18 protein-coding genes and 2 pseudogenes are annotated in these 24612 nt (G+C 62.1%); 8 read left to right on the top strand and 12 right to left on the bottom strand.

Features of this window, described 5'->3' with window-relative positions; translation table 11 throughout:
- Positions 1 to 156 precede the first annotated feature (156 nt).
- The 4 genes from ACZYZ9_RS20050 to ACZYZ9_RS20065 form a co-directional block, all read right to left on the bottom strand.
- The gene (locus ACZYZ9_RS20050; RefSeq protein ID WP_463828032.1) at positions 157 to 594 is read right to left on the bottom strand and encodes a hypothetical protein; all 438 of its coding nucleotides are present in this window, start codon (positions 592 to 594) and stop codon (positions 157 to 159) included.
- 56 nt (positions 595 to 650) lie between these two features.
- A complete protein-coding gene (locus ACZYZ9_RS20055; RefSeq protein ID WP_463828033.1) occupies positions 651 to 1715 on the bottom strand; it encodes a site-specific integrase in 1065 nt (354 codons plus the stop codon).
- Positions 1716 to 2042: 327 nt separating this feature from the next.
- Positions 2043 to 2681 carry a Fic/DOC family protein gene (locus tag ACZYZ9_RS20060; protein ID WP_463828034.1) on the bottom strand — a complete coding sequence of 213 codons (639 nt, stop codon included), beginning with the start codon at positions 2679 to 2681 and terminating at the stop codon, positions 2043 to 2045.
- Positions 2682 to 2692: 11 nt separating this feature from the next.
- The gene (locus tag ACZYZ9_RS20065; protein WP_463828035.1) at positions 2693 to 2875 is read right to left on the bottom strand and encodes an antitoxin VbhA family protein; all 183 of its coding nucleotides are present in this window, start codon (positions 2873 to 2875) and stop codon (positions 2693 to 2695) included.
- Between the two features lie 261 nt (positions 2876 to 3136).
- Between ACZYZ9_RS20065 and ACZYZ9_RS20070 the strand changes: the two genes are divergently transcribed.
- From ACZYZ9_RS20070 to ACZYZ9_RS20085, 4 genes are all read left to right on the top strand, one after another.
- Positions 3137 to 4420, top strand: coding sequence for a ComEC/Rec2 family competence protein (locus ACZYZ9_RS20070; RefSeq protein ID WP_463828036.1), 1284 nt, complete (start codon positions 3137 to 3139; stop codon positions 4418 to 4420).
- Positions 4417 to 6900, top strand: a complete 2484-nt coding sequence (locus tag ACZYZ9_RS20075; RefSeq protein ID WP_463828037.1) for a ThiF family adenylyltransferase — start codon at positions 4417 to 4419, stop codon at positions 6898 to 6900. Before ACZYZ9_RS20070 ends, ACZYZ9_RS20075 begins: the two co-directional genes overlap by 4 nt.
- Before the next feature lie 20 nt (positions 6901 to 6920).
- On the top strand, positions 6921 to 7973 hold the full coding sequence (locus ACZYZ9_RS20080; RefSeq protein WP_463828038.1) for a patatin-like phospholipase family protein: 1053 nt from the start codon (positions 6921 to 6923) through the stop codon (positions 7971 to 7973).
- Between the two features lie 394 nt (positions 7974 to 8367).
- Complete coding sequence (locus ACZYZ9_RS20085) at positions 8368 to 9798, top strand: tetratricopeptide repeat protein (protein ID WP_463828039.1); 1431 nt, start codon at positions 8368 to 8370, stop codon at positions 9796 to 9798.
- Between the two features lie 6 nt (positions 9799 to 9804).
- Here ACZYZ9_RS20085 and ACZYZ9_RS20090 read toward each other — a convergent pair whose 3' ends face one another.
- Genes ACZYZ9_RS20090 through ACZYZ9_RS20100 form a run of 3 tightly spaced genes read right to left on the bottom strand, consistent with a single transcriptional unit; the run spans position 9805 to position 11251 of the window.
- Positions 9805 to 10428, bottom strand: coding sequence for a metallophosphoesterase (locus ACZYZ9_RS20090; protein WP_463828040.1), 624 nt, complete (start codon positions 10426 to 10428; stop codon positions 9805 to 9807).
- Positions 10425 to 10835 (bottom strand): hypothetical protein, encoded by a 411-nt coding sequence (locus ACZYZ9_RS20095; protein ID WP_463828203.1) that lies wholly within the window; start codon positions 10833 to 10835, stop codon positions 10425 to 10427. The genes ACZYZ9_RS20090 and ACZYZ9_RS20095 overlap by 4 nt, the downstream gene beginning before the upstream one ends.
- On the bottom strand, positions 10754 to 11251 hold the full coding sequence (locus ACZYZ9_RS20100; protein ID WP_463828041.1) for a nucleotidyltransferase domain-containing protein: 498 nt from the start codon (positions 11249 to 11251) through the stop codon (positions 10754 to 10756). Before ACZYZ9_RS20100 ends, ACZYZ9_RS20095 begins: the two co-directional genes overlap by 82 nt.
- 771 nt (positions 11252 to 12022) lie before the next feature.
- Between ACZYZ9_RS20100 and ACZYZ9_RS20105 the strand changes: the two genes are divergently transcribed.
- On the top strand, positions 12023 to 12319 hold the full coding sequence (locus tag ACZYZ9_RS20105; protein ID WP_463828042.1) for an ANTAR domain-containing protein: 297 nt from the start codon (positions 12023 to 12025) through the stop codon (positions 12317 to 12319).
- Between the two features lie 301 nt (positions 12320 to 12620).
- Here ACZYZ9_RS20105 and ACZYZ9_RS20110 read toward each other — a convergent pair whose 3' ends face one another.
- From ACZYZ9_RS20110 to ACZYZ9_RS20125, 4 genes are all read right to left on the bottom strand, one after another.
- On the bottom strand, positions 12621 to 16151 hold the full coding sequence (locus tag ACZYZ9_RS20110) for a non-ribosomal peptide synthetase (RefSeq protein WP_463828043.1): 3531 nt from the start codon (positions 16149 to 16151) through the stop codon (positions 12621 to 12623).
- 609 nt (positions 16152 to 16760) lie between these two features.
- Positions 16761 to 17555, bottom strand: coding sequence for a CbtA family protein (locus tag ACZYZ9_RS20115; RefSeq protein WP_463828044.1), 795 nt, complete (start codon positions 17553 to 17555; stop codon positions 16761 to 16763).
- A 9-nt stretch (positions 17556 to 17564) separates the two neighbouring features.
- Positions 17565 to 17774 (bottom strand): CbtB domain-containing protein, encoded by a 210-nt coding sequence (locus ACZYZ9_RS20120; protein ID WP_463828045.1) that lies wholly within the window; start codon positions 17772 to 17774, stop codon positions 17565 to 17567.
- A gap of 1045 nt (positions 17775 to 18819) precedes the next feature.
- The gene (locus tag ACZYZ9_RS20125) at positions 18820 to 20199 is read right to left on the bottom strand and encodes a SagB family peptide dehydrogenase (RefSeq protein ID WP_463828192.1); all 1380 of its coding nucleotides are present in this window, start codon (positions 20197 to 20199) and stop codon (positions 18820 to 18822) included.
- A 499-nt stretch (positions 20200 to 20698) separates the two neighbouring features.
- On the opposite strand from ACZYZ9_RS20125, the gene ACZYZ9_RS20130 reads away from it, so the two are divergent.
- Positions 20699 to 21631 (top strand): alpha/beta fold hydrolase, encoded by a 933-nt coding sequence (locus ACZYZ9_RS20130; protein ID WP_463828046.1) that lies wholly within the window; start codon positions 20699 to 20701, stop codon positions 21629 to 21631.
- Between the two features lie 598 nt (positions 21632 to 22229).
- Here ACZYZ9_RS20130 and ACZYZ9_RS20135 read toward each other — a convergent pair.
- Positions 22230 to 22379, bottom strand: a pseudogene (locus ACZYZ9_RS20135) (transposase); the annotation flags it as partial.
- Between the two features lie 692 nt (positions 22380 to 23071).
- Between ACZYZ9_RS20135 and ACZYZ9_RS20140 the strand changes: the two are divergent.
- Together ACZYZ9_RS20140 and ACZYZ9_RS20145 are read left to right on the top strand one after the other, a co-directional pair.
- Positions 23072 to 23383, top strand: coding sequence for a zf-HC2 domain-containing protein (locus tag ACZYZ9_RS20140; protein WP_463828047.1), 312 nt, complete (start codon positions 23072 to 23074; stop codon positions 23381 to 23383).
- Positions 23384 to 23875: 492 nt separating this feature from the next.
- Positions 23876 to 24173, top strand: a pseudogene (locus ACZYZ9_RS20145) (hypothetical protein).
- Positions 24174 to 24612 lie beyond the last annotated feature (439 nt).

The following is a 24612-nucleotide window of genomic DNA, read 5'->3' on the forward strand; positions in this document are numbered from 1 at the left end:
ATGTTCGCGGTAGAGGAATCGTGTCCTAACTTTCACAACGAATAGCGCACGTCCGGAATACGCGCACTCCGCCAGTAGCGTGCCAGCACACCGTCTTCACACCGGCGCGCGGGCCCCAGTGCCGATCACTGAATCTCGATGGGCGTTGAAACCCGGTCAGCAGGAAGTGCGGACGTAAATGTGCCGGCCGTGCTGGACGGCCTGGCGGAACAGCGGCTGCAGCAGCGCCATCACCTCCGCGAGCTCGCCGGCGGTGACTTGTCCGGCGAACTCTTCGATCTGCGACCAAGGCTGCAGTGCGGCGCCGAGTTGCTCGGGGCCGGCGGCCGCGATCAACGCGGTGGTGTTATCGGCGATCCGGTCGACGAACACGTTCCACGGCTCGTCGTCGTGGGCAACGACAACGCCGTGGTCGGGACGGTCCATCAACTGCGAGGTCGTTGTCTCGTGGCCAGACGAATTCATCAGCAGGGCTTCAAGACTGACTAACTCAGTGATCGGACACATCCCGATGACCCCGCGCTCAGCCGAGCCGAGCAGCAACGCCCCCTGCTCATCATCATCGCGCACGAAATATTCATGGACGACTCCCACAGAAACGCAGCCTATCTCCCCAACTGACCAGTGGGGCGCTGCGGTCCTTCGGCGAGCTAACGCTCATCCCCGGATGGGGGAGCGGCGTCGACGAGCTGATACAGCGGGTTTACTGCTGCAGCGGAACGGGTTTCGGCCCCTGCGGCGCTGACGTAGCGCTGGGATGTGGCCATGGATTCGTGTCCGAGAAGCCGCATGAGGGTGTAGACGCTGATGTTGGTGTTGGCCAGCTCGGTGGCGTAGGTGTGGCGCAGGGCGTGCACGAGGGCGCCGGGATTGCGGTGAGCGTCCGGGCCGGCCAATTTGAATGCGCGCAGGATCCGGTATTGCAGTTCCCCGCGAGTGATTCGTTGTCCGTTGACGCCGACGAACAGCGGTGCTGTGGCAGGCCAGCGGCGCAGAACCGGAACGTCGCCGGCCTGCCGGCGGCGGGTGGTGGCGGGGAATCGAGCGCCGCGACTGCCCAGGTAGTCACCTAAGACGTCGAGCAGCGCTGCTTCGATCGGGATAGCGCGGTCCTTATTACCCTTGCCGCGCACGTGGATCACCCCACCCTGGTCGGCGAGGCGGACATCGCCGATGTTGGCGGCGCGCAATTCGCCGGCGCGAAGACCCGTGAGCAGGGTGGTCAAAATGAGGGCGCGGTCGCGTTCGGGCCATTCGTTGCGCAGTTTCGTCTCACCGTGGTCGGCGACGGCATCTACGAGGGCCTTGGCGGCCGCGGCGGGAAGTGACTTCGGGAGATTTTTGGCGACCTTGGGTCTGCCCACGAATTGCATCGGGTTGGCCTCGAGGAGCTCGGCGGTAAACAGATAGCTGCACAGCGTGTTCCACGTCGACCAGCAGCGCCGGATAGACGCCGCCTCACGGGAGGCGGCGAACACCGCGAAGGCCTGGCGCATCGAGTCTTTGGTGATCGCGGCACAGTCCAGCGCGCCCAGGTGTTCGGGGCCGCCGGCCAACACGACGGCGATCGCATCGAAATCACGCCGATACGCCGCCACGGTGTGCGGCGAGGGCTTACGGGTGCTCCGGTCAGCCAGAAACGCACGAAACCACTCCGGGCGGTCGGCGTCAGTGCGGACCGGCGGACCTGGCGAGGGTAATTCAGCGGGTGACATAGTTCATGCATAATAGCGGTTATCCATGAATATGGCGCGTCGCCTGGGCAGGGGAGTGTCCGAGCGTTCTGGGGCCAAGACCCGCGATTCCTCGGGCCTGCGCATCACCACAAGGCCGTCCAGGACTACACTGCCCCGAGCGCGGATCAGAGGCATCTCGATGCCACTCCAATGATCATCACCCTTCGACTTTAAGCTGAAGGGACACAAACAGCGACAACACTTTTCACCGTTCAGCGACGGCCGCCGCGTCGGCCGGCTCCGTGGCGATTGCCGAGGTCCACGAGCGGCGGTCGAGTCAGAACGCTAGGCAGCCGCCCTGTCCGATCAGAAATCGTATGCAGGGTCACCGTCGAGGATTCTCGCGAACATCGCTGTCAGCCCTGCGAGGTCGGATTCGGCTCGCGCGGCGTGGCATGCGCTGTGCAACTCGGTCAGGTCGGTCTTCTGCCAGTCGAGGCCGGCGCCGCGTTCTGAGAGGAGGAGGTCGAAGAACTCGCGGGTGGAGCGGCCGTTGCCCTCGCGGAAGGGATGGGCAAAGTTCGCGTAGTCGTACAGGTAGGCGACGGTGCGGGCGAGCTCAGCCTCGGGAACATCCCTGAGCCGGTCGAGCCGGTGGACCTCAGCGGCGACATGAGTCATCGGCTGGCCGATGCTGCCTGGGGGACAGAATGACTCGCCACCCTTCTCGATGCCGACTGTCCGCAGATCACCCGCCCAGACGTAGACGTCTTGAAAGAGCTGACGGTGGATCGCGCGCAGGTATGGCAAATCATATGTACGGTCACCCAGAATTTCGGGGGCCTCACGAAGTTCGATAACCCGAGCCTCGACGAGATCGTTCTCCGCGTCCCGCAGCGCCTCCGTTGTCTCGGCATCGACACGATTCCTCAGAACGTCCGTGCCAGGAATAAAATAACCTCGCCAATTCCGTTCGAGATCGCCGGTATCCCAGGGAGGCGGCACTCCAGGCTCGGCTACGTCAGGTTGTACCGCCGCCGAACGCGATCGCGCAGCTCAGCGGCGGTGATGGTTCCGCGGGCGTAGGCGACCTGGTCGGCGCGCGTGGCGTTGGTGCTGCGGGAACCTTCAAGTTCGGTGCTACGGCGGATCGCCCGCACCACCTTCACCCGGCGCTTGGCCTTCTGCAGCTCGGTCACTCGGAACACCACCTTCAATGGAGTCCCTCCAGGATAGTCGACGCGGCTGACATCGGATGGAAGCGCGGGTGCGCGCGGATGCGTATTTCGGCCGACAGCGAACACCGGCGAAAGGCAGGGTTTCTCGCCTGAGAACTGTCGGTGCCCTCCGCTAGCCTCAAGCTTTGGGCGGGACGCTGCTTTGGGCGCGGGTCCGGAGTGGCCGGGAAAGTGGGAGGTTGCGTGCGCGAATTGCCGTCGCGGGGTGTCGTATTCTGGCCTGTGGGCACCGGGGACAGCACGACCGTCATCATTGACGACGAGGTTGTGTTGCAGGTCGATCTGCACGATATGGCCAAGGCCGATGACGACACCAACCCGGAAGTCCCGGTGGTCGACAAGCTGGCCGATGCCTTGCCTCAAGTCGACGGAAAGCCCTACCTGGCGGTGTTTGCGCTGACCCATGCCGACAAGGACCATTGCCTAGGATTTGCTGATTTGCTGGACCAGGTGCAGATCGGGGAGTTGTGGTCGACGCCGCGGCTGTGGCGCGAGTTCAACGACCCTGACGCCCCCGATCCCTGCGCGGACGCGATCGCCTTCAGGGATGAGTCCGAACGCCGCATCGAGGCGACCAGGGCCGCCCTGGCTACGGGGCACACGCCGGCCAGTGGGGATCGCATCGTGGTGATCGGCTACGACGACGAGCACGGGGCCCACCCCTACGATGAGCTGCCCGACGAGTACAAGGCCTGGCCCGGGCAGGCGTTGACGGTGCTCGACGGGCATGAGTGCGCCGGGCGCTTCGAGGCGTTCGTCCATGCGCCGTTCAAGGATGACTGCGCCGCGGCGCGCAATGAGACGTCGCTGGCGATGCAGGTGACCTTGACCGATGAATCCGGCATCGACGGGAAGGTGCTGCTTTTCGGCGACCTCGCCCACGACACCTTGATGAAGATCTTCAACTACAGCGAGTATCACAACCGCGAGCAGTATCTGGATTGGAATGTGCTTCTGGCGCCACATCATTGCTCGAAAAGGGCGATGTACGAACGCGACGGGGACGGGCAGGAGCACCTGCAGGTCGACGTGCTCAACGCGTTCGAGCGCCACGCCCGGACCGGTTCGGTGATCGTGGCCAGCAGTGCAGTGATTCCCGCCAGTGACGTCGACGGGGCCAACCCGCCGCACCGGATGGCCGCCGACCGGTACAAGGAGACCGCGGAGGATCAGCTGATCTGCACGATGTCGTGGGGTGATGAGGCGGCGCCGTCGCCGGTGGTGTTCGGCGTCGACGCGCTCGGTTCAACTGTGTTGGACGCCAGCATCGCCACCGATACCAAATCCCTGCGCAGCGCGGCACTGGCCGCCGCCGGTGGCCGTTCGCGCCTGGCGGCCGTGGCCGCGGCCGCGGCCACGGTCGCCGACGAGGTCGTCACCGCGATGCCGGGCCTGTACACCGCCGCGGCCGATTCCCGGTCCGGGCCCGAGCGGGTGCGTGAGGCGATCGAGGCGGACCGCGGCGACGCCAAAGCGCCGGATACTCCCGTGGGCTTTGGCCGTTGAGGGAACTGGCACTTCAGCAGCTCGAAGAGCTGGCGGCGGCCAGCGGCGGCGCTGTCACGGTCATCAGCTCACGCGACACTAACGACTATCTGATCATTGACATCTCGTTGGACACCAACGGGATTCGTACGGTGGGTGCCGGCATCAAGGTGCGCCAGCGGGAGCGGTTCGAAATCCGGGTCTCCGACAAGTATCCGTTTCGGCCGCCGTCGGTGTGGGCGAGCCACCGCCGCTGGGCAGGCACCCCGCACGTGCAATGGGCCCGCTACCTGTGCCTGTATGCGGCGTCGTCGGTGGAATGGAACCCCGCTGATGGGGTGCGGGGATTCATCGAACGGCTGACCAGCTGGTTGGAGAACGCCGCTGCCGGCACACTCGATCCTGACGGGCAGCCATTACACCCGCCGGTCACCTATCACGACGAGTGGGTCGGGTTCGTGGTCGTTCACCCCGATGTCGGTGACCGCGTGCCGTGGGGTGACTCGGTCACCCCGGGGCAGACCGCCCAATTGTTCGCTTGGTGCACCAGATCCGGGGACCGGGTGGATGTCGCGGAGTGGATGACACTTCAGGAAATGGGCGCCCGGGTGCTTCGCGACGGTTTCGTGCCCACCGCCGACACAGGACTGCCGTTCATCGTGGCTCCGCTGGTGCTGGCCAGTGATGAACTGTCGATGGAATACCCGGACAAGGGCGCCGATCTGGTGGCCAGCTTGCACGAGTTTGGTTATCCACGTGAGGAACTGCTGTGGTCGATCACCACAGCGGGCACATTTAATACGGCGATCGCCAGGAAGGCCGGTCTCGACAACACCGCGCCCGTGGTGGTGATGCTCGGAACTCCGGCCCGGCGCGCCGAGGGGTCGCGCCGCCTGGCACACGTCACGGCCTGGAAATTCGACGACTTCGGCGCGGAGATCATGGATCTGCTTCGCGAGTTCGAGGATCTCGAAAATGAATCACTGATCGAGAGGGCCACGAAGCTGGCCAATTCGTGGATCGACGACGCCGAGGTCCGCTGGATGGTGATCCATGAAGATCGGCCCGAGGTAACCAACCGTCGCGACGCCAACACCTCGGCGGCATGGCTGCGCGATAAGAAGGTTCTGGTACTGGGATGCGGCGCGCTGGGCGCGCCGATCGCTGAGCACTGCGTGCGCGCCGGCGTGGCTGCTTTGACTGTGGTCGACAACAGCGTGGTCAAACCCGGCATCCTGATTCGCCAGCCCTACCGTGACTTCGACATTGGCTACTCAAAGGCGCAGCAGTTGGCCGGCCGATTGGACGCCCTGCGGTCGGACCTGAAAGTGAAATATCGGATTTGCGACGTGATCGGCATGTTCGTCGGTGATCAAGCCCAGGTACCCGAGTATGACCTGGTGATCGACGCGACCGCCGACGTTGGTGTGCGGGCGGCGATCGAGACTGCGCGTGCCGGCACGCGAGAGCTGTGGCCACCGGTGATCGCCGGACTGTTCGGCCACGACGCGGTGCGTGCCCTGGGCATCGTGTCGCGCCCGGGCGCCACCGGCAGCGCGCACGACATCTTGCGGCGTATCGCCATCGACGCCCACGCGAATAAGGACTCGGGGTTGGTCGGCGACGCCGCCGAGGACTTCTTCCCTGATCCGCCGCGCACCGAGATGTTCGTGCCTGAGCCCGGGTGTTCCTCGCCGACGTTCACCGGCTCGGCGATGCAAACCACCGCACTGGCATCGAGCGTGTTCTGGGCGGCGATGACCGAGCTGGCCGATCCGCAGCGTGAGGACCCGATGGCTGCGGTCGCGATCACGTTGCCAGGCATCGGCACTGCCGCGGCAGGGGAGCATTGGTGGCGCTGGCCCAACGATCACGTGATTACCGACGGTGGCTACGAGTTGCGTATCGCTGCGGCCGCGTTGACCGAGATGCGGGCTGAGACGCGCCGTGGGGCGCGTACTCGAGGGGAAACGATCGAGACCGGCGGGATGCTATTGGGCTCTTTCGATGAGGCAGTGGGCTGCGTGTACATCGACACCGCGGCGGGCCCGTCCCCTGACAGCGCGTTGTCGGCGCTGTTCTTCGCCCATGGCACCCAGGGAACTCAGGAGTTCGTGGAGCACCACCGTAAGCGCTCGATCAATCGTGTTGGGTTCGTGGGAATGTGGCACACCCACCCCTATGGCCCGGCCCGGCCCAGCCCCACCGATGAAAAGGGCATGGGTTGGATGGTATCGCCGTCGGGGACGGGTCGACGCGCGTTGATGCTGATCCTAGGCGGCGACAAGCTGATCTGGGATCGCTGGCGTGAGGACGGCCAGATGCCCAACATGTACGTGCGGGTAGTCGAACGAGTTGACCAGGTGAATCGACTGGCGACCATCGGCCAGGTCAGGCCGTTGGTGATCAACGGGGGCCTGCCCGGGGGGTTTTATCAACCCGTATCCCCGGAGGATCCTGGACGGCCGTGGTGGCGGCGAGCATTGGGCCTGAGGTTGTGAGTGCGGCGCCCAGGATCGGATTGGCGTTGTCAGGTGGCGGGTTTCGGGCCACCGCGTTCGGGCTCGGGTGCCTGCGCGCGTTGGCCGATCTTGACCTCCTGCGCCATGTGCGGGTGGTCTCGGGGATCAGCGGCGGCAGCCTGCTCGCCGCGATGTGGGCCTACGGGCCGCGGGATTTCGCGGAGTTCGAGGCCTCTGTTATCGCCCTGTTGCGCTCAGGGCTGCAGGTCGAGTTGACGCGGCGCACCTTCACCCCCGCGGCCACGATGCGCAACGTGGGCAGCGTCGCGCGAACGCTGGTGTCCAGTCGGGCGCGTTCGCACAGCCGCACCGACAGTCTGGTCAATGCTCTGAGCGCCCGCCCGTTCGGGCAGCGGCTGCTGGGGGATGTGACCTACCCGGACCTGGCAACGGTGTTGTCAGCCACCGATCTGGCCTCGGGTATTGCGGTGCGGTTCGGCAGCCTCGTCAGCTCGTGTTCCGCCTATGGCTTGATCAGCACCGCCGTACCGGTTGCCGAAGCGGTCGCGGCCTCCGCGGCGTTTCCGGTGCTGTTGCCCCCGTTGACACGGAGCTACGAGTTTCGTGATCGCCGCGGTGAGATCAGCCGTCGCCAGCTTGTGATGACCGACGGCGGTGTCTACGACAATCTGGGCCTCGCACCGCTGCTGCCAGGCCGCTCAGCCAACCACAGTGACCACGTCTACGACCTGGACTACCTCGTTGCCGTTGACGCCGGCCGCGGCCGTGCCACCCGACGCGCGGCACGGTATTGGCCGTTGCGGATGAAGCAGACTTTCGACATCACCTACGGCAAGACCCAGGACGCCGCCCGCGCGCGGATCCATCTGGCCGGCGAGAGTGGACAAATCAAAGGGTTCGCTCACACCTACCTGGGGATGTCAGACGCCAAATTGCCTGTGCCGGTGCATGATCTGGTGACTCGAGAACAGGTGGAACGGTACCCGACGAACTTCGCCAAGATGTCCTGGCCGGATATCCAGGCGATCACAGTGCGTGGAGAGCAACTGACCCGGGTACTGCTCGCGCATTATTGCCCTACGCTCCGGTGACAGTGCATGGGACCCCGTTCGTGCCCGCGGAGTGGTCCCATATCCCCGGTATGAGAACGCAAAGGCACCGTTCATGTAATAACGAGTATTCATGAATTTCTTCGAAACTACTGGGGCGGAAGATAATTCAGCTGCGGAGTTGTCACTGTGACATATCCGCCATGTGTCGAGATTGCGCGGACCCGTCGAAGCCTGAGCTAGTCCCGCGGCGGGAGAGCGGCCAATATCATTGGCGGACCCCCACGCCCGAGACTCACGTCCCTTGAGTGTCGCCAGGGATGAAGAAATGTCGCCCGCGAGTTCCGTACTCACATCAGATTCCACTTTGCACGAGTCTTCACGGAGTCGAAACACCCGAGCCGATGCTTGTAAAGGTCCGAGTATGGTGCACGTCATGAATGACGCCCTTCCTCTGCGCGTTTTCGTGGCAACCCCGGGTGACCTGACCAGTGAACGCACAGTGGTACGAACCGCGATTGACGAACACAACCGACGGCAGACCAATGACTCTGCGCGATTTGAGATGGCCGGGTGGGAGAGTGTGCGCGGCACCGCTCGTCGACCGCAGGAGGCGATAAACGAGCTCATTGGTGAGTGCCACTTCATGATCGTCATGTTCCGCAAATCATGGGGCAGTGAACCCGGCAGTCCATGGGGTTACACGTCCGGGACCGAAGAGGAACTCTTCACGGGGCTGCTTCAGTTGGGCGAGGACGACCGACCCTTGCGTGACGTGTGGGTCGGCTTTCTCCAAGATGGTGCGCCGGATCCGAAAATTACTCAACTGCAGGAGCAGATGAAGAGTACCCATGCGATGATCTACGAATCCGCCTCCGATACGGCCGAATTGAAGCGAAAGCTCACGGCGAGGCTGGATACTTGGGCGTCGAAGATTGGTCCGAAGGCAACCCGCTACATCAGTCTGATTCCGTCGTCTGGAAAGGACCTCCTACGCGCCTCGCGCCTGCGCCGAGACGGTGAGAAGCTCGTCGAGCTTGGACAACCCGCCGCTGGTCGCCAAAACCTCTGCGAGGCGGCGGTTTTGGGTGGACCACCGGAACAGCTGGCATATGCGAAGTTCCTCGAGCACGCCGGCGAGTTGGATGCCGCACAGGCCGAGATCGAGCGCGTGGTGGACTATTTCGCGAAGGAGCTGGGAACCTTGCAGACTCCGGCCGCCGCAGAGGCGTTCGCCGCTCTGGCGGGCATTTTCCGTCGCAAAGGCTCCGACGTCGACGCCATCGGCCGGTTGCAGCAAGCGCTGACTCTGCTCTACGGGGACGACCCGTACACCTCGGCCGTGCGGTGCCGAATCTCGGACGAACTCGGTTTGGCCCATCAGAAGATCGGCGAATTAACAAAAGCGCGTGAGAGATTCGAATACTCGCAGAACGAGCGCACCAGCGTCGGTGACGAATTCGGGATATGTCAATCGCTTGTGAACTTCGCACGCCTGTGCGTGGCCGAGAAGGATCTCGATACCGCAGTTAGCTACGCGGAGGACGCACTACTCGGCCTTGCCGGATTCCCACCCAGGGCTCTCCACGCCAACGCGGAGGTTCTGCGGGCGCAGGTGCTTCTGCGTCTGGGCCGGGCAGCGGACGCTACCGGCAACGTGGCCAGGGCGATCGCTATCAATCGGCAGATCGGTTATGCACGCGGAGAAGCCATATCGCTGTTGGTCTCGGCACAATGTCATAAATCCCTGGGAGAAGTGGGACCCGCCATGGAGGCTGCAGAGAAGGCGCTGGCGATCAACGAAAAAATAGGCGACGAGCTCGGCATGGCGAATTGCCGGTGGCAGATCGACCACATGCGTGCATGACTACGGCTACGATGCGTCCCGTCCGACCGGTCGCCCTGTCGAATCGACCTGCGTGAATGTTCGCGACGGCCAGCGCAATGCCGTCAGGCGTCCGGAGAACGAACTGCATCCCGTATCAAGGTGCGCGAAATCCGCACCTACGACTGGATAGGCACCTACAGGCACGTGGGCGGAGATCCGAAACCGTGTCCCACCGTCCGTCTCTGAACGATGTGACGCCACCACCTGTTCCGTCTGATAGACGTCGGGCATGGCCCGCAGGAACCGAACGTGGTCCGCTGGCACACTCGAACGGAAATCGGCGATGACGTCAGCGCCCACGGCCCGACGCACATACGATCTGACCGTGGTGGCTCCGCCCAACTTGAGGAAAGCAGCGAGGTCACCAGTATCGAGAGCCCTGAGCATCTCCGCTTCGTGATTGCCGCGAAGTACCGTCACTGCGTGCGTCTGGGAGATTCGAAGCAGCCTGTCAAGAACCCCAGCCGAGTCGGCGCCCTTGTTCACGTAATCACCAAGGAACACTGTATGTTTCACGGTGGGGTCGTTCAGGATCAAGCGAGCGAGCCCGTCCAACGCAGCGACGTTCCCGTGAATATCACCGACGAACGCGGTCTCTGCAGTCGTCACAGCAGGATCTTTTCGATCTCGGCGTAGTCGCCGCCGCTGCCGACGACACCCAGGGCCATGAACGCGATGGACAGTAGGTCTCCCCGGTTCTCCCATTCGTTCACGATCAACGCCTCCAGAGATCCGTGACGGTTTCTCCGCACCGGCCGGCCGAAAAACGCCTCGAGCCGTTTGACGCATTCGTCGTAGTCGTTCTGCGACGGTTCTCCAGATCTGCGCGAAGCCAGTAACTCGACGAGCGTCGAGTCGGCATGCCGGTGTGCGAGCTCCCGCACCGAGAAACACGGCGCCCCTATCGAGATCGCTTGCGCGTACAGGGAGCTTCTCAGCAGATAGCGCGCCTCGCGCAAGAGTCCCGGGAGGTACTTCGGCAAATCAGGCTGGGGGGAGCCGAATACCTCAGACATCGCCTCCACTCGCGCGAAAAGGCGCGCGGTATCGACATCTCCGAGATCCGCTGGGTGTCGGCTAATTCGTCCCGCGGATCCCACAGCACCTTCGCATCGCGACGCAGGTGAGCGCCGAAGAGGGTACCGATCCCAGTCTTCAATTGCTCACGTGTGTAGAAGCTAACGTTAACCGCGCCCGAGGACTCACTCGGCCTGGCCTCGTCCACGAGCGCAAGAAGGTCGAGGTCTGAGTCGGCCACGGCATCTCCTCGTGCACGACTGCCGTACACAAGGAGCGCCGACACATGCGGGCCGAGTGGAGGTAAGTCCGCGGTGATGTCCTCCGGCACGCCAAGACCGCCGAGGGCATCGACCACCGTTCTCCGCTCGACCGGTGCGCCCGCTACGGTAGTGCCATCGTCCAAATCTCGCATACTGCGAGTTCAACTTAGTCGATGGCACCGGGTGGGGTCAGCGGCGGTAGCAGCAGGAGGCGGCGGGAGGAGAGCATGTCCGTGCAACCTGACACAAGACACGCACAGGTTAGTTGACGTGTTTCATGGATAATGACGATTATCTACTGGACGCACACGAGATATACTGAGCCGCAGCGTGATTAGCTTAAGAAGCGTCACAGTGACGTATCGCTGTCCAACACGATGGCCGGACCGGCAGCGGACCCGGGTATCTTTGTCGGTTGGCCGGGCGTGGGTGGCGAGAACGGTGGCGATCGCGTCGAAGTCACGCCGATGCGCCTTAGCCGTGCGCGGTGAGGTCCTATGAGTTGCCTGGTCGGCCAAACGTAAACAAACCACTGCGGCGAGGGTCGGCGCCGGCGCCACGCAGCGGTAGCCCCAACGGAGGCTCAGCGGTGGTCCGTGTTACATGCATAATATCAGTTATGCATGTTTGCGCCGGTACGTGCGATCGTGCTATCGAAGCCTCGGCGGAGGCATTCCACGTCAACCGTATTGGCGCGCCGACCTACGCCGCGATACCTCGGACGTCACAGGATGCAGTCGGCTAATCCGCTATAACCAAAGCGTGCGGTCTCGAATACTAGTAGCAGAGCTCACAGCGAACATCCGCGATTTCATCTGTATATGTTTTGCCTCTACTACTGCTGGCAACCACCCCCGAATGATGTTCTGCGATCACCGCCTGGCTTCGGGTCAACCGATCTCCATCGGACGGGGTGACGAATAATGGGCCAAAGTGGCGAACTACCGAGCGGCACCTCGCGCAAAATCATCGACCTTGCGACGGGTGTGCTAGTCGGCCTTCGGGGTTGTTCACCGCAAGAGGCTTTTGCCGAATTGGTCGATGTTGTAAAGCGTGCACGCATCGGCATCGGCAGCGTCGCATCACAGTTGGTCGCTCTGGCCGCGGGCGCGCCAGTGACCGACAACGATTATCTCAAGCCCTGGGCGGACCTTGTAGAGCGCAGGCGAGATCAGGACAAGCGTCTAAACAAGTCGGACGCAACCGGCATGCGCGGATAAAAGTAAAATTCGTTGCCGATGATCGTGAACGCGACCGACTCGCAGCGCCCGCGGCAAGTAATCGCATGGAGCCGGTCCCAGTCCGACGGATCACTTCGTGGAGTCGAAGCCATGTCGGTTCGGTCCTCGCCACCGGATGCGGCCGGCAGGAGCCGCATCTATCAAGGTCGAATGATGTGGACCCACGAGCAGATCGCTCCCCTGCACTCAATCACGGCCCGGCGAGAGTCGAAAAATCGCAGGATTGCAGCGTGGGCGGCATCGTCGTCGGCTCTCGGGCGGCGAACTGAGCGGTCTTACATCATTCCAGGTCGAGGATCTCTTCATCGGTCATCGCTGCAACCTCGAGATAGTGATGCGCGATTGTCGCAAGTCGTTGCGGCGTGCCACGGGCAGCTTCCCGCTTTTCCAGCCGGAAAGCCAGACCAGACACCGTTCGCGTAGCAAACAGGTCTGCTACCCCAGCGTGATCGACATCCAACCAATCGCGTACCCGCGCGATAACGGTTGTGGCCAATACCGAATCACCGCCCAATGAGAAGAAATCATCGTGGACGCCGACCGCGTCTGCGTTCAGTACTTCGGCGACAATCTCGGCGAGAGCAGCTTCTAGCTCGTTTCGCGGAGCATGCTCTTGCGGGCCCAAGCCATTATCAGCGTCCGGTTCGAGCAGCGCAGCCACGGCGCGGCGGTCCAGCTTGCCATTGGAGGTCAACGGAATCTGTTCGATAACTACGGTGCGAGTAGGAATCATGTAGTCCGGCAAGAGGTTTGCCACCGCCGCGGTCACATCGCCAATTTTTTCTGCATCACCGGCAACGGCAGCAACAAGCTTCGGCGCGCTAGTGCCAACGACGGCCGCGACGGCATGGCGAACCCCTGGCACCGTACGAAGCGCGCTTTCGACTTCGCCCAGTTCTATTCGCGATCCTCGGATCTGCACTTGATTATCGGCGCGGCCTACGAATTCGATCGTGCCATCGGGCCAGTATCTGGCCATGTCACCAGTCTTGTACCAGCGGATACCGTCGTACTCGACGAAACGCTCTGCGGTGCGTACGGGATCGTTGCGGTAGCCCGCAGCGACACTGGCTCCGCCGACCCACAATTCCCCGCAAACCCAGTCCGGGCAGTCGCGGCCCGAGGGCGCCACAACCCGACACCGCACATTGCGTAAGGGGATCCCGAACGGCACCGTCGCCCAGTGCGCTGGGGGTTCACCGACCACTTCGCAGACGGTGCTATGGATGGCTGTCTCCGTAGCACCGCCCAGACCAGCAAACCGGCATCCCGGCACTTGCCGGGCCAGCCTACGGGCCAGATCAGCGCCCACCCAGTCACCACCGAGAAGAACCGCGCGTAACGAATCACCGAGCCGAGCACCGCCGAGTTCCAACACCATGTCCAGGATGCTCGGCACACAATTGAGGATCGATACCCGGTGGTGGCGAAGCAATTCCACCCATAGCGTGGCCGTACCTTTTTGCGCGACATCGACGGCGACCACCGCCGCGCCTGCTGAGAACATGCCGAAAATGTCATACACAGAGAGGTCGAACTCGAGGGCTGACAGCGCGAGCACTCGATCGGTGCTGGAAATCCCGAACCGTTCGTTGACGGCGTCGATGGTGTTCATCGCGGCGCTGTGCGGTACATCGACCCCCTTGGGTACACCAGTGGAACCCGAGGTGAAGATCACGTAGGCAGTCTGACTGGTATCGGGAAAGACAGGCTGGTGCAACGGCTTTGAATAGTTGCGTGCCGTTTCGATGGACAGACACGGTATCGATGCACCGATAGCCGTGCCCTCGACCGTCAACGCCGCGACGACATCAGCGGTCTGAAGAATTTTGGCGCGCCGGGCATCAGGTTGCTCGTAACCGATCGGCACATACGTGCCCCCGGCCGCAAGCACCCCTAGGACTGCAACGATCTGATCGCGCCCCTTGGGCAGTTGAACGGCGACCGCGTCGCCTTGGCTCACACCATGGGCGCGTAGCGCACCCGCCACCGCCAGCGAGCGCTCGGCGACTTCCTGGTAGCTCCATGCCCCCGCACGGTCACCGACATCCCACAACACGGCTGTTGCCTGCGGATTGGCCGCGGCATGGCCGAAGAATCCTTCATGCAAGCATCGTTTGCTGACCGGACCGTCGGTCGCGTTTATCACGCCACGAACATTTGCCTGGGCGCTGGGCAAGCACACCGTCGCCTGCGTGTCCCAGCCGGCTTCGTCGTCAGCTAGGCGTTGGACCGCCTCGGCGAAGTGGGCGAACATCGTGTCGATCACCCCTTGGGGGAACGCCGATTCGCGGACATCCCAGTTGAGCAACAATCCGCCGCGCAGCTCGGTTATCTGAGCATCCAGGAGTACTTGAGGTCCCTGCGAGACGATCCACACCGGTTCGCCGAAGGTCTGGACGACATTGTCGGCGAATAATTCGCCTAGATCCAAAGCGCTGGTGAACACGATCGGTGCCAGCACCGGCTCGCCGCGATATCTACTGAGATCGCGCAGTACCTCAAGACCGGAATAGGCTGCGTGTGAACCACTTTCGTACATGCTGCGCTGAATCGCGAGGGCTCGGTCGGCCACCGTAAGATTCTCGGTGACATCGACTTCGAGCATGACGGAGGAGGTGAAGTCCCCGATTACCCGGTCGATGTCCGCATGCATCGGTTCACGGTGAAACAACGGCACGTTCAGCAGAAACCTGCTCTGCGCTGACCAGCCGCCGATGGTGTCGGCAAATATCCCAGCCAACGCCATTGCCGGCGTCACGCCCCGCACGTGAGCCCCCGCTATCAGCTTCTGTTTTGCTGCCGGAGGCAGCCAGTGGTCGTAACGAACGGTGCGATGCGGTGCTCGACGCTCTCGCACCGGGACGGTCGGAAGTTCTGGCGCGCGGGGTATGTCAGCAAGCCGCTGCTGCCACCACCGGCGGTCTCGCTCGCGGGCAACGCGGTCCTCGCGGCGCTCGGAGCGATAGAGCCGGTAGCTGCAACCCGGCGGCTGCAGTGTCGCCCCGCGATACACCTCAGCCAGATCCGAAAGCAGCACGCGGTAGCTCATTGCATCACCGGCCAGCATGTCCATGTCCAGGTGCAGTCGGCTACGGTCTTCATCGTACAGAGTCAGGGTCACGTCGATGACCTGACCTTCTTCAATTGCCAGACGTTGGTGAGTCTTGCGGTCACGCAACCGCCTGAGTTCCGATGCGACCTGCGCCGAACTCTGCCTACGCAAGTCAACTAGAGCCAACATCGGCCTGATTGACTTGGACATCGTTTGCTGAGTTCCATCTGGAAGGAATCTGGTACGCAGCATTGAATGCGCTTCGACGAGACTGGCCACCGCCCCTTCCAAACGCAGCGGATCTAGCCCCTTCCCATCAAATTCGACATAGAGATGGGCTGCGACACCGCCCAACTCTTGCTCATCGGAGCGGCCAATCCAATAGGCGTGCTGCATCGCGGCCAGTGGGAACGGGGCTTCTTCGGCAGCGGAATCAACAACGGCGTGGCTGGCCGGTGCGTCAGGCTCAGCTGAGAGCTGCTGTGCTGCTGTTTCGCTCACGCCGCCCGAGAGCAACCCATACCAGGAATCGACGGTCGGACTGGCCGCAAGTTCGGCAAAGGTGATGTCAACTCCTCGTTTACGCCAACCACCCGCCAGCGCCATCATGCGGATCGAGTTCAGGCCTAGCTGGATAAGATTGTCGTGGTTGGCGACATCTGCGGCCGCGCAGCTCAGTTGGGCAGCGATCGCCGCCTTGATCTCGTCCTTGCTGATGCACTCTGCGGGGTCGTCTACATCTAGCAGCGGCTCCATTGCACTCCCTCTCCAGCGGCGTTGGTAGGCCCGCGACTCGCAGGGCTCTTATGCCGCAATAATTGCCAGGACCAGGTATGACGGCCGTCCGGAGATTATGCCGCCGCCCGCCTAGGCTCTCGCCGAGGCTCGCGCGCAGGACTGTGGGTGCGACTCTACAACGCGGTTATAAAGCGGCATTTATCAACTGCCCAATTTTATTAATGAGAGCAATACAGTTGCCAGATCGCGGTCTCGATCGGCACCTATCACCGCGATGTACACGACGTGATTGTCGGGAGTTGGCGCCCGGCATGCTGGCTGGCAGATAACAGTTTCCATCTTTGGCTGTAACTTGGCTGCATTGCCAGGCAGCCACGTCTCCGCCCCAGCCGGTGCTGGCGCACGTGCGGTCGATCCGATCCCGGAATGGTTCACCGCGTTCCTGCACGACCGCCAGACCCGCAACCCCGCGGCACACACCACGAAGGCCTACCGCCAAGACTTCCTAGCTATCGCAAGTTTGGTCGGGGGCGGCGATTCTGCACGGAGGGCCGTGGCTCATGTAAATGCGGACTCAATGCGGCCGCGTTCGGAGGGTCACGCAGGACAACAGCGGTCATGCATTGGTTACGCGACAAGGCTCCCCGCATCCGTCGCGTTCTTGGCCCGCTCGCCCAACAGCCGGTCTGCAAAGGTCGAGAAGACCAGTCCCATGGTAACCCACAGCACCAGCTGCGTACCCAGCGACACCAACCTGAATTGATAGAGAACATCGGCGGGGAAGCCAGGATATGTGATCGTCCCCGCGGAGTCGCGCAGAGGCTTCGGGGTCTCGTCAACAGTCGGCAATAGCAGCATGACTATCGCGATCACGACGACGTAGCCTCCGGCTGCGGCCAGCCCCGCGTTCCACGCACCAAGTCGGGCTGCGAGCAGCCTGGCCAGCAACAGCGCGCCGATCGCCAGCGCAACCGACACCAGCAGCATCACCAGATACCATCGGGTGCGCGCGCCAATCGTGTCCGATTGACCGACGGCCGGCGGATTTGACGGGTATTTCACGAACGGCACCAGGTATACCGCGGTGAAGATTCCGCTCGCCAGGCGGACCGAAAGAGCTCGTGGGCCAACATCTTTCGATCGTCCATGAGCAGCGCAGAAGGCGACAGCGAACAAGGCACCTATCGCGATGCCGAAAATCAGCAAACCGAAACCCAATCCGGCGTTGCCCTGCGTGCTGCGGGTGAACAGTTCGGCGCCGTGTTCGTGAACGCGCAGAGGTTGCGCTGCGTCGACGCGGCCCTCCTCATACTCTATTGCGCGTGCAATAACCCGCTCAGCCAATAGCCGGGCGAAGACGAACGCCAGCACAGCACCAACCGCGCCCGCCAGGACACCGCGCGCTATCAGACGCTTTTCCATCTGCACGGCTTAGTGGCAGGGAAATCCGATCAGATGCCTTGAGTCATGCAGGAACTCGTGCACGTGCGTGTCGTTGCTGACCAGCGATACCGCGCCTTGGTCTATGCCGACTACGTAGAGGGCCATCAGCGCCAACAACGCAGTTGCCGCTAACCAAAGCGCCGAACGCTCCGCCGACAGATCACGCGTTTTGACCTGGATCGTTTGCGAACTCACCATCGTGTGCTCCTTCTGGGAATCTCGCGTCCCGCTCGGGCTGATGACGAGCCGCGGGTCTGACTTTAGACAGTGGCGCGACCGTTCTGGAGTTTCACCAGATTCCGTAGCTCATCTACAACATCATCAGTGTAAACCCGATACAGAACAGCCTACTTCTGACAGGCCGGGGCCTGAGACGGCCCGGCAGCTGCCTTCGTGGCCGCCCATGCGGCTTACCTGGCGTGGCTGGCGCAGGCCAGCGTCGACAGCTCAACATCGCGTTCGCGCTCGGTTACCCGATGGACATCGGTCAGTACGCCGCATTCTTGGCGCAGACGTTCTTTGACATCTCCCCGGATCTCACCGCGGCATTCGCGTCGGGTAACCCTACGACCATCGGTTTCGCCGTTCTCTTCGTCACGTCGACGCCGTCGGCAGATCATCACCGACACCATTGCCTTGCTGAAGGCTCTGCTAGAGCAGACGATCGTGCTGATCAAGGTTCTGGTGCCGCTGCTGACTGCTCCCTTGGCGCCGTTGGCTGCAGGGGTTGTGTTGACACCGGATCGGCGTCAAGGGCCTGGTGACGTTGGCAGCCGTAGCGCCGCCGCCGGCGGTGCCTGCGGTGAGACAGCGCCAATTTGGCGGGCCGCAGCCGTCGTCCATAAGCTGGTGTTTGGTCCCGGGTCGGCGTTCGCGGGTGTTGCCGGGGCGGCTTGGAAACTTTCGCCGAGCTGTTTGAGATGCTAACGCTTGCCAGCACCACCAAATTTCGGATTTTTTGGGTCTGTACGAGGGGTCGCAGCACTGGGTCGGATCGCAGCATTGGACCCGGACCCACCTGTTGAACTGGCGCTGATTTTGGCAGACGACCTGCAGCGGCTCGCAGTTGCCGACGATCGTGACGCGGCACCGAGGGTTGGCGTCGTCGTCAGCCAGGAGATTTACCGTCCCACCGGACCGTGAGCGAGTCGCTCGGGCGGCGCACGCATCGCCGTGATCAGTCCCCGCTATCGGGAACTGAGCTATTGCTAATGAGCGATGCTTTTCAGTACGCGGTGACCCCCTAATGCAAGGCGGTCGAGCCGATGACAATGCTTCCCACACTGCATTCCTGCATTTCGTCAACACCGGTGGCGGTGACGAACGCCGCGGTGTCGCCGAACCCTTGCGCACAAGCGCCGAGACCCATTGCAGTCGCAGCTAAGTAGATCGTTTGCATCAGCACTCCGACATCCTTCAGAATTACCGTGTAAGCGACTTGCTCATAAGTCCACATCATCCGACCGCACCGCGCAGCCATAACGATGAGCACTTGCGGCTCGGCGCCTGCGGCGAGCGTCGCCGAGGCAACCCTCATCAATTGCGACACCGCGGGCGAATCCGCACTGGCTACTGGGAACAACGCATGATCGAAGGAGTCGTAGTGATACATACCTGGCTTTAGTCCGGCGACGTTCCGGACCACCGGATAGAGCTCAAGTTCATAAACACTGCCCCCCGACGGGTATGGCCGCGACACAAGTTCGTCACCATCAGAAACCTGATGAGTGCTCCGCGTACGCGCCGTGCGGTAAAGCAATTCGGCCAATTGCTCGGCGGTGATCGGGCGAGTCTCATCGAATGCCCTTGTCGAAACCCGATCTTCAAGCACCGCCGTTAACGTCGGGTCGTGCCTTCGCCTGGCCCTCAAATCGGGAACGTACAGCGGGATCGGTGCACCCGGATAAAGTTGACGGCGCGCGGGGGGCTGCGGGAAGCGGCCCTTTGCCCACTTGGTGGGACCGAAATGCTCCCAAGTGACGGTGCGTTTGCCGAGGGTGCTGCGACGGTGAAACCATAGATCCGGTGCGCTCCAACTCAGGGCATCGAAGGTGCAGTCCTCGTCGCCGACCGGGACCACGAAACCGCACCGGTGCAGATCCAGAAGGAATCGGGACTGGACTGTGGACCGTGCTTCCACGCCGTTTTCTGTTGTCCCGTCGAGTAGGGCAAGCAAACCACCGTCATGGATGCGCAAATCGCACCAGCCCATTGGATGCTCAAGGATCAAACCGTTCGAGTCTCGGTGCAGCACAGCGAATTTCGACATTATTGCAGGCCGTGTCGTCAGCGGCGGCGCAGGCGGTGATGCGGGTTGCGTAAACGGCAAAATGGAGTAGGAATCTCTTTCGCCATCGCGAACGGTGATGGTGAGCCAGCCGCCGGCGTGAAGCCGACGCATCAGTGCGTTGATGTCGCTTCGGTGTCCTGGTGGGCAGATCTCGGCGACTGTCGCCGGCCCATTGCTAAGTGCGTTGAGCGCTTGGAGCTGTCCGGCCGTCAATCCGACGAGCTTCTCGCGGTGCGAGGGATCCAATAGCACTGTGCCGTCGGGTGTATTCACGCACGTGGCTCCCAACCGGAACGCGAATCTCGTTTGGTGGGGGTACCTGGTACTGGACATAGTCATGGACATTTCGCTCCTCAGTGCCACGCGGACCATCGACGTTAGGTTAGCCAAGGCTAACTACTTGGACAACATTTCGACGGCGCGGCGACAGGCTAAGCCCGCAGCTTTCAATCAAGCTCGGGATCGGCCGAAACCGTTTGATACAAAGCCGTCATCGCGGTGTATGGGCAAAGCAATGGCCGAACCGCTGAGTTCATAACGGTACCCTACCCCCCTAAGGCACATAGTAAGTTTAGTGGTGTGCTGGTGTTGACTGAACACTATCGTCGCGGTGGCTTCGGGCTTCCCTTTTCAGAGCGGATCATCGTGTCTGGTCCCATATGTCCACTTGCCCTGGCGACCGGACGAAAAGGGGACGCAACTGGCAGTTGTGCGTGACCCGCTACCGGTCGATCACCAGCGATCACCGTAGCGATGGCAGGATCGGTGGGACACGATGAGTTCTTCCTACCGACACCGCCGGGGGCAATCTTCTGCGACGGAAGGCAGACCGGTGATACACACTCTGGGCAACAGTAACTTTGTCCGCCTCGCGGATGGCCGCCGACTGCACTACATGACCGCCGGCGCCGCCGGGCCAACCGTGCTGTTCGAGTCCGGTTTGGGCGCATCACGATCGGAGTGGGGACTCGTGCAACCACTTGTCGCGCCGAGGTTTCGTTCGGTGGTCTATGACAGGGCTAATCTTGGTCGCAGTGACGATGATCTCGAACCACGCAGCCTGCAACGCATCGTCAGCGACCTCACCGAGCTATTATTCGCGCTGGATGCGGCCCCATACATCCTTGTCGGACACAGTTACGGCGGAACCATTGCCCTGGCCGCGGCGTCGGCGAATACGTCGCTCATCGCAGGACTGGTACTGATTGACCACGCCGATGAACACGTAGATATTTGCTGCGGGTCTCCGCTTATACGCTTGCGTAAGATCGTGTTGGCTGGCCGGTCAATCATTAGTGTCCTGAGACGCCTGCGCCTGATCAGATTGGTCGCCCGGCATGTCATGCCGGGAATGCCAGCAGACGTGCGAGAAGATCTTGTCAACGAGGACTTCACCGCGCGCGCGGCCAAGGCGGCCGAAATCGAGGAACAGTTCTTTATCGAGGCGCTGCGGAGTCTGCGTCGCAATCCGCCTGAGCTGGGCGCCGTTCCGGTGACGATCATTTCCGGGATGAAATCGTCGATATTTGACAGGTCTATTCGGAGACAATTCGTGACGGCGCACCGCCGGACCGCAGCGCGGATGCACGCACGTCACGTGGAGGCCGCGCGATCGAATCATCAAGTGGTATTCACCGAACCGCTGCTGGTTGCAAAGGAGATCATTCGAATTGCGGGTCGCCGCCGCGAGCTGCACCCCACCGACCGCACGGCACAACATAGCTCGATTAGAGCTCCGGGGCGGTTTGGTCGTACAGGCAAATAGGTCGTGAGGCCGCGATCGAAGCGATTCAGCAGTTAGGGTGTGTGCACGGGAATCAACGCGACAAGTGGCACATCAGCAGGCCCGAACGGCGAATGCCGCGTTAACCGTGACCGCGAGACGGTGACGAGCGCTGCGCAAGCCCAAAGCTACTGCACGCCCGTCGGGCCGTTTGGCGCGGGCCAACACGGCCAGATCGGCGCCGCGAGGGCCTTGGCGGGTGTCGCGCGGCACATGCTTTGCAGCCCCCAGCAACACTGCCGCACCGTTTCGTCAGGCCGAAGCGTCGTTGGCGCACATCTCCAGCAATCGTGACACCCTACCGGCGCGACTCGACCAGGACGGCTCATAGCGCCACCGAAGCGGCGAAGTTTGACAAATGACACCCGGGTACTACGGGACTGTGCCGGGTTCTGATCGTCAGCAACGCCGCCGCCTACCGCCATATGGTGTTGACGTCGGTTAAAGACCCGGCCAGTCGCGACGGTTGAAATGGATGGCCACCCAGTCAGATTAATTTAGTGGTCTTTTTGGGAGACTGGGCCGTGATCCGGCATCTTCACCGCAGCGAGGGTTTGTCGCAGCGGGCCATCGCACGACAATCGACTCGGGTTAGACGGCGCGGCCGCCACTTAACGATCTGCGATCGAAAGCTGCCATCGTCGTTGCGGGATACCGTCATCTCGATCTCACCGACTGTGTCGGTGAGCACTGTTTCGGTGGGAGTGCCGTTGCGCGATCTGACGCGATTGGGGGACCTTCCTCGCCAGGCTCACACCCGGCGTGTCGGGCCACTTGCAACGCAATTCGGATACTTCCCTGCCGAACGTCAACGAGATAGCACCACTGGTGGGTTGCAAGGACCAACTGTCTATGTAAGCAGTCGTATTGCGTCGAGTTTGGTCGTGGGTGGTTGCCGAAGGCTGGCTCTTCCGATTTAGACACGCGAACCCGGTTGAACTCGGATCGGCGTAGAAATCGTGTTACAAGCAAGGAGGTGTTCGAATGCCCAGGGCCGTCGCGCCGATAGCAGTAACAGCAAACAGGACCCTTCACGGGGGCTCGCCACAGGGTTGCGGTGTTGTGCAAAGCGAGCGCAACGGGAAACGGGCGCGCCGCCGCGCTTTCCCGGCCATAGGCCAAAGAGGTGCGAGGTGGTGCGCGAGGCGTTGGCAATGCCGGGTGGCGCCAGAGCTACTGTGCAACCTTTTGACGAATGACACATGCCAGGCGGGCATTCACGGCTCAGGCTGCACTTTGCGATGTTCAGGCCAGCGCCCGCTTTCACACTGCACCGTTCCTTGCCTTGGCCGAAGAGCCAAAGGCTACTCGCTCTCAGGCCAGATCGGCACTGCGCGCCGTCAGCCCAAATGCTTAAGTGCCGAAGAAAGCTGGATGATAATCACGTCGATAAGGGGACCTGACCCGCGGGATGACTGGCACATGAGTGTAAACGATGATGATTGCTATGCGATTTGGGACGCGGCCTACGTCCTCGGATCCCTATCTGCGGCCGACCGCCGTGAATTCGAGACGCATTTGACGCACTGCCTGGCATGTCGGCAAGCCGTCGATGAACTGGCCGGCATTCCAGCTTTGCTTAACGAGCTAGACTTTCGCACGGCCACTGCGATTGATGACCTAGGCACTTCTCGGCAATGTTACTGGCGTCGGCCGAGCTGCCGTCGGTGCGGTGGATCCAAAGACACCGCGCGCCGCCGGCTTTGGATATTTCACGGTGTATTCGCAAGATAGATCACAGGACTGCCCAGTCTCATTAAAGTCCCGTAGCTGCGCGTAAGGAGGCTACGTTCCGCACTGTACAAGCGGCCAGACTAAACCTCACCCCATCCGTCCGCGTGCAGCTATGCAGTCCCGAGACTAGCTGGTGTGCGTAAAGACGACTTGACATCTGCTATTTTGTGAACCCATTCTTTCCAGTACGTGGGAAATCACTAACAGCGCCCGCGAGCACGGCATTTCCGATGAATATGTTGCACGCGATCGATTTCGCAAGCCGCACCGTCGAGTAGAAGTACGACAGCGAGGTTCGTTTGCTCATTATGGTGCAGACTGCACCGGGCGTCTGCTCGAAATCGGCGTAGTTACCGATGAGCTCGATCAGATCATTTACGCCACGTCCTGCGTCCGAAGTTCTACGACTACCTCCGCTGAGCGCAACTACACCGACGCGCACACCTGCCCCCACGCACATGCACACCAACACCTCGAGATTGGTCCGTATCCATGGCACCTGAACACTCCACCCCGTCCGCTGCCGAGGATTGGCTCGACAAGCTCGAGTGAGCCCGGCCAAGGCGCGCGACGCCAGTCACATGCGCCGCATTGCCGCGGCTGTCAAGGTCCTCGATGATGCCGGCGCCGAACTGCTCGCCGCTGTCAAAGCCGCCGCGCCGCCGGCGACTCCTGGTCCATGATTGGCACCACCATGGGCGTCAGCCGGCAGGCCGCCTTCCAACGATTCGGAAATGTCGCACATGACCCCGCAGCTGTTCGACGTCGTCATACACGTTGCCGTCAATAACGACCGGCCACCTGGAACCCTTTGACGTTTCGGCCTGCACAAGAGTTTCGTTTACCGACTCTTGAAACGGCGCTTCTTTCCCCACGGTCACGATGACCTTCTTGGGCGTCGCACCTGCAGTAACTCCGGCGGCTGCGGCGGTCGCGGCCTCGACCGGGTCACATACGTGAGTCGCACCAAACTTCAGCGCTCGTTCTAGTATCCATCGACGGGCCCCACACATTAGGTGGCGCCTGCCGCGATTGTTCCTGCGCCGCGGGGTACCGCTGGCGGTATAAGCGGTAGTGCGACCGAGGTTGAGCCATGGCGCGAATGCGGTTGCCCAAGATAGAGACCGCACGATCGATTGTCGCGGTCGTCGGACGGTCGAGACTCGAAGGTGCGCAAGTCTGCGACCGATATTTCGTGCTCGCGTGGGCCGGCCCGTATTACCACGCAT

The sequence above is a fragment of the Mycobacterium sp. IDUB_28 genome, from assembly GCF_055419285.1.

What these genes read in the sequence shown, in the direction of transcription:
- ACZYZ9_RS20055 (WP_463828033.1), bottom strand. Translation starts at nt 1,715, where the DNA reads ATGTCACCCGCTGAATTACCCTCGCCAGGTCCGCCGGTCCGCACTGAC.
- ACZYZ9_RS20085 (WP_463828039.1), top strand. Translation starts at nt 8,368, where the DNA reads ATGAATGACGCCCTTCCTCTGCGCGTTTTCGTGGCAACCCCGGGTGAC.
- ACZYZ9_RS20095 (WP_463828203.1), bottom strand. Translation starts at nt 10,835, where the DNA reads ATGTCTGAGGTATTCGGCTCCCCCCAGCCTGATTTGCCGAAGTACCTC.
- ACZYZ9_RS20100 (WP_463828041.1), bottom strand. Translation starts at nt 11,251, where the DNA reads ATGCGAGATTTGGACGATGGCACTACCGTAGCGGGCGCACCGGTCGAG.
- ACZYZ9_RS20105 (WP_463828042.1), top strand. Translation starts at nt 12,023, where the DNA reads ATGGGCCAAAGTGGCGAACTACCGAGCGGCACCTCGCGCAAAATCATC.
- ACZYZ9_RS20110 (WP_463828043.1), bottom strand. Translation starts at nt 16,151, where the DNA reads ATGGAGCCGCTGCTAGATGTAGACGACCCCGCAGAGTGCATCAGCAAG.
- ACZYZ9_RS20115 (WP_463828044.1), bottom strand. Translation starts at nt 17,555, where the DNA reads ATGGAAAAGCGTCTGATAGCGCGCGGTGTCCTGGCGGGCGCGGTTGGT.
- ACZYZ9_RS20120 (WP_463828045.1), bottom strand. Translation starts at nt 17,774, where the DNA reads ATGGTGAGTTCGCAAACGATCCAGGTCAAAACGCGTGATCTGTCGGCG.
- ACZYZ9_RS20125 (WP_463828192.1), bottom strand. Translation starts at nt 20,199, where the DNA reads ATGTCCAGTACCAGGTACCCCCACCAAACGAGATTCGCGTTCCGGTTG.
- ACZYZ9_RS20140 (WP_463828047.1), top strand. Translation starts at nt 23,072, where the DNA reads ATGAGTGTAAACGATGATGATTGCTATGCGATTTGGGACGCGGCCTAC.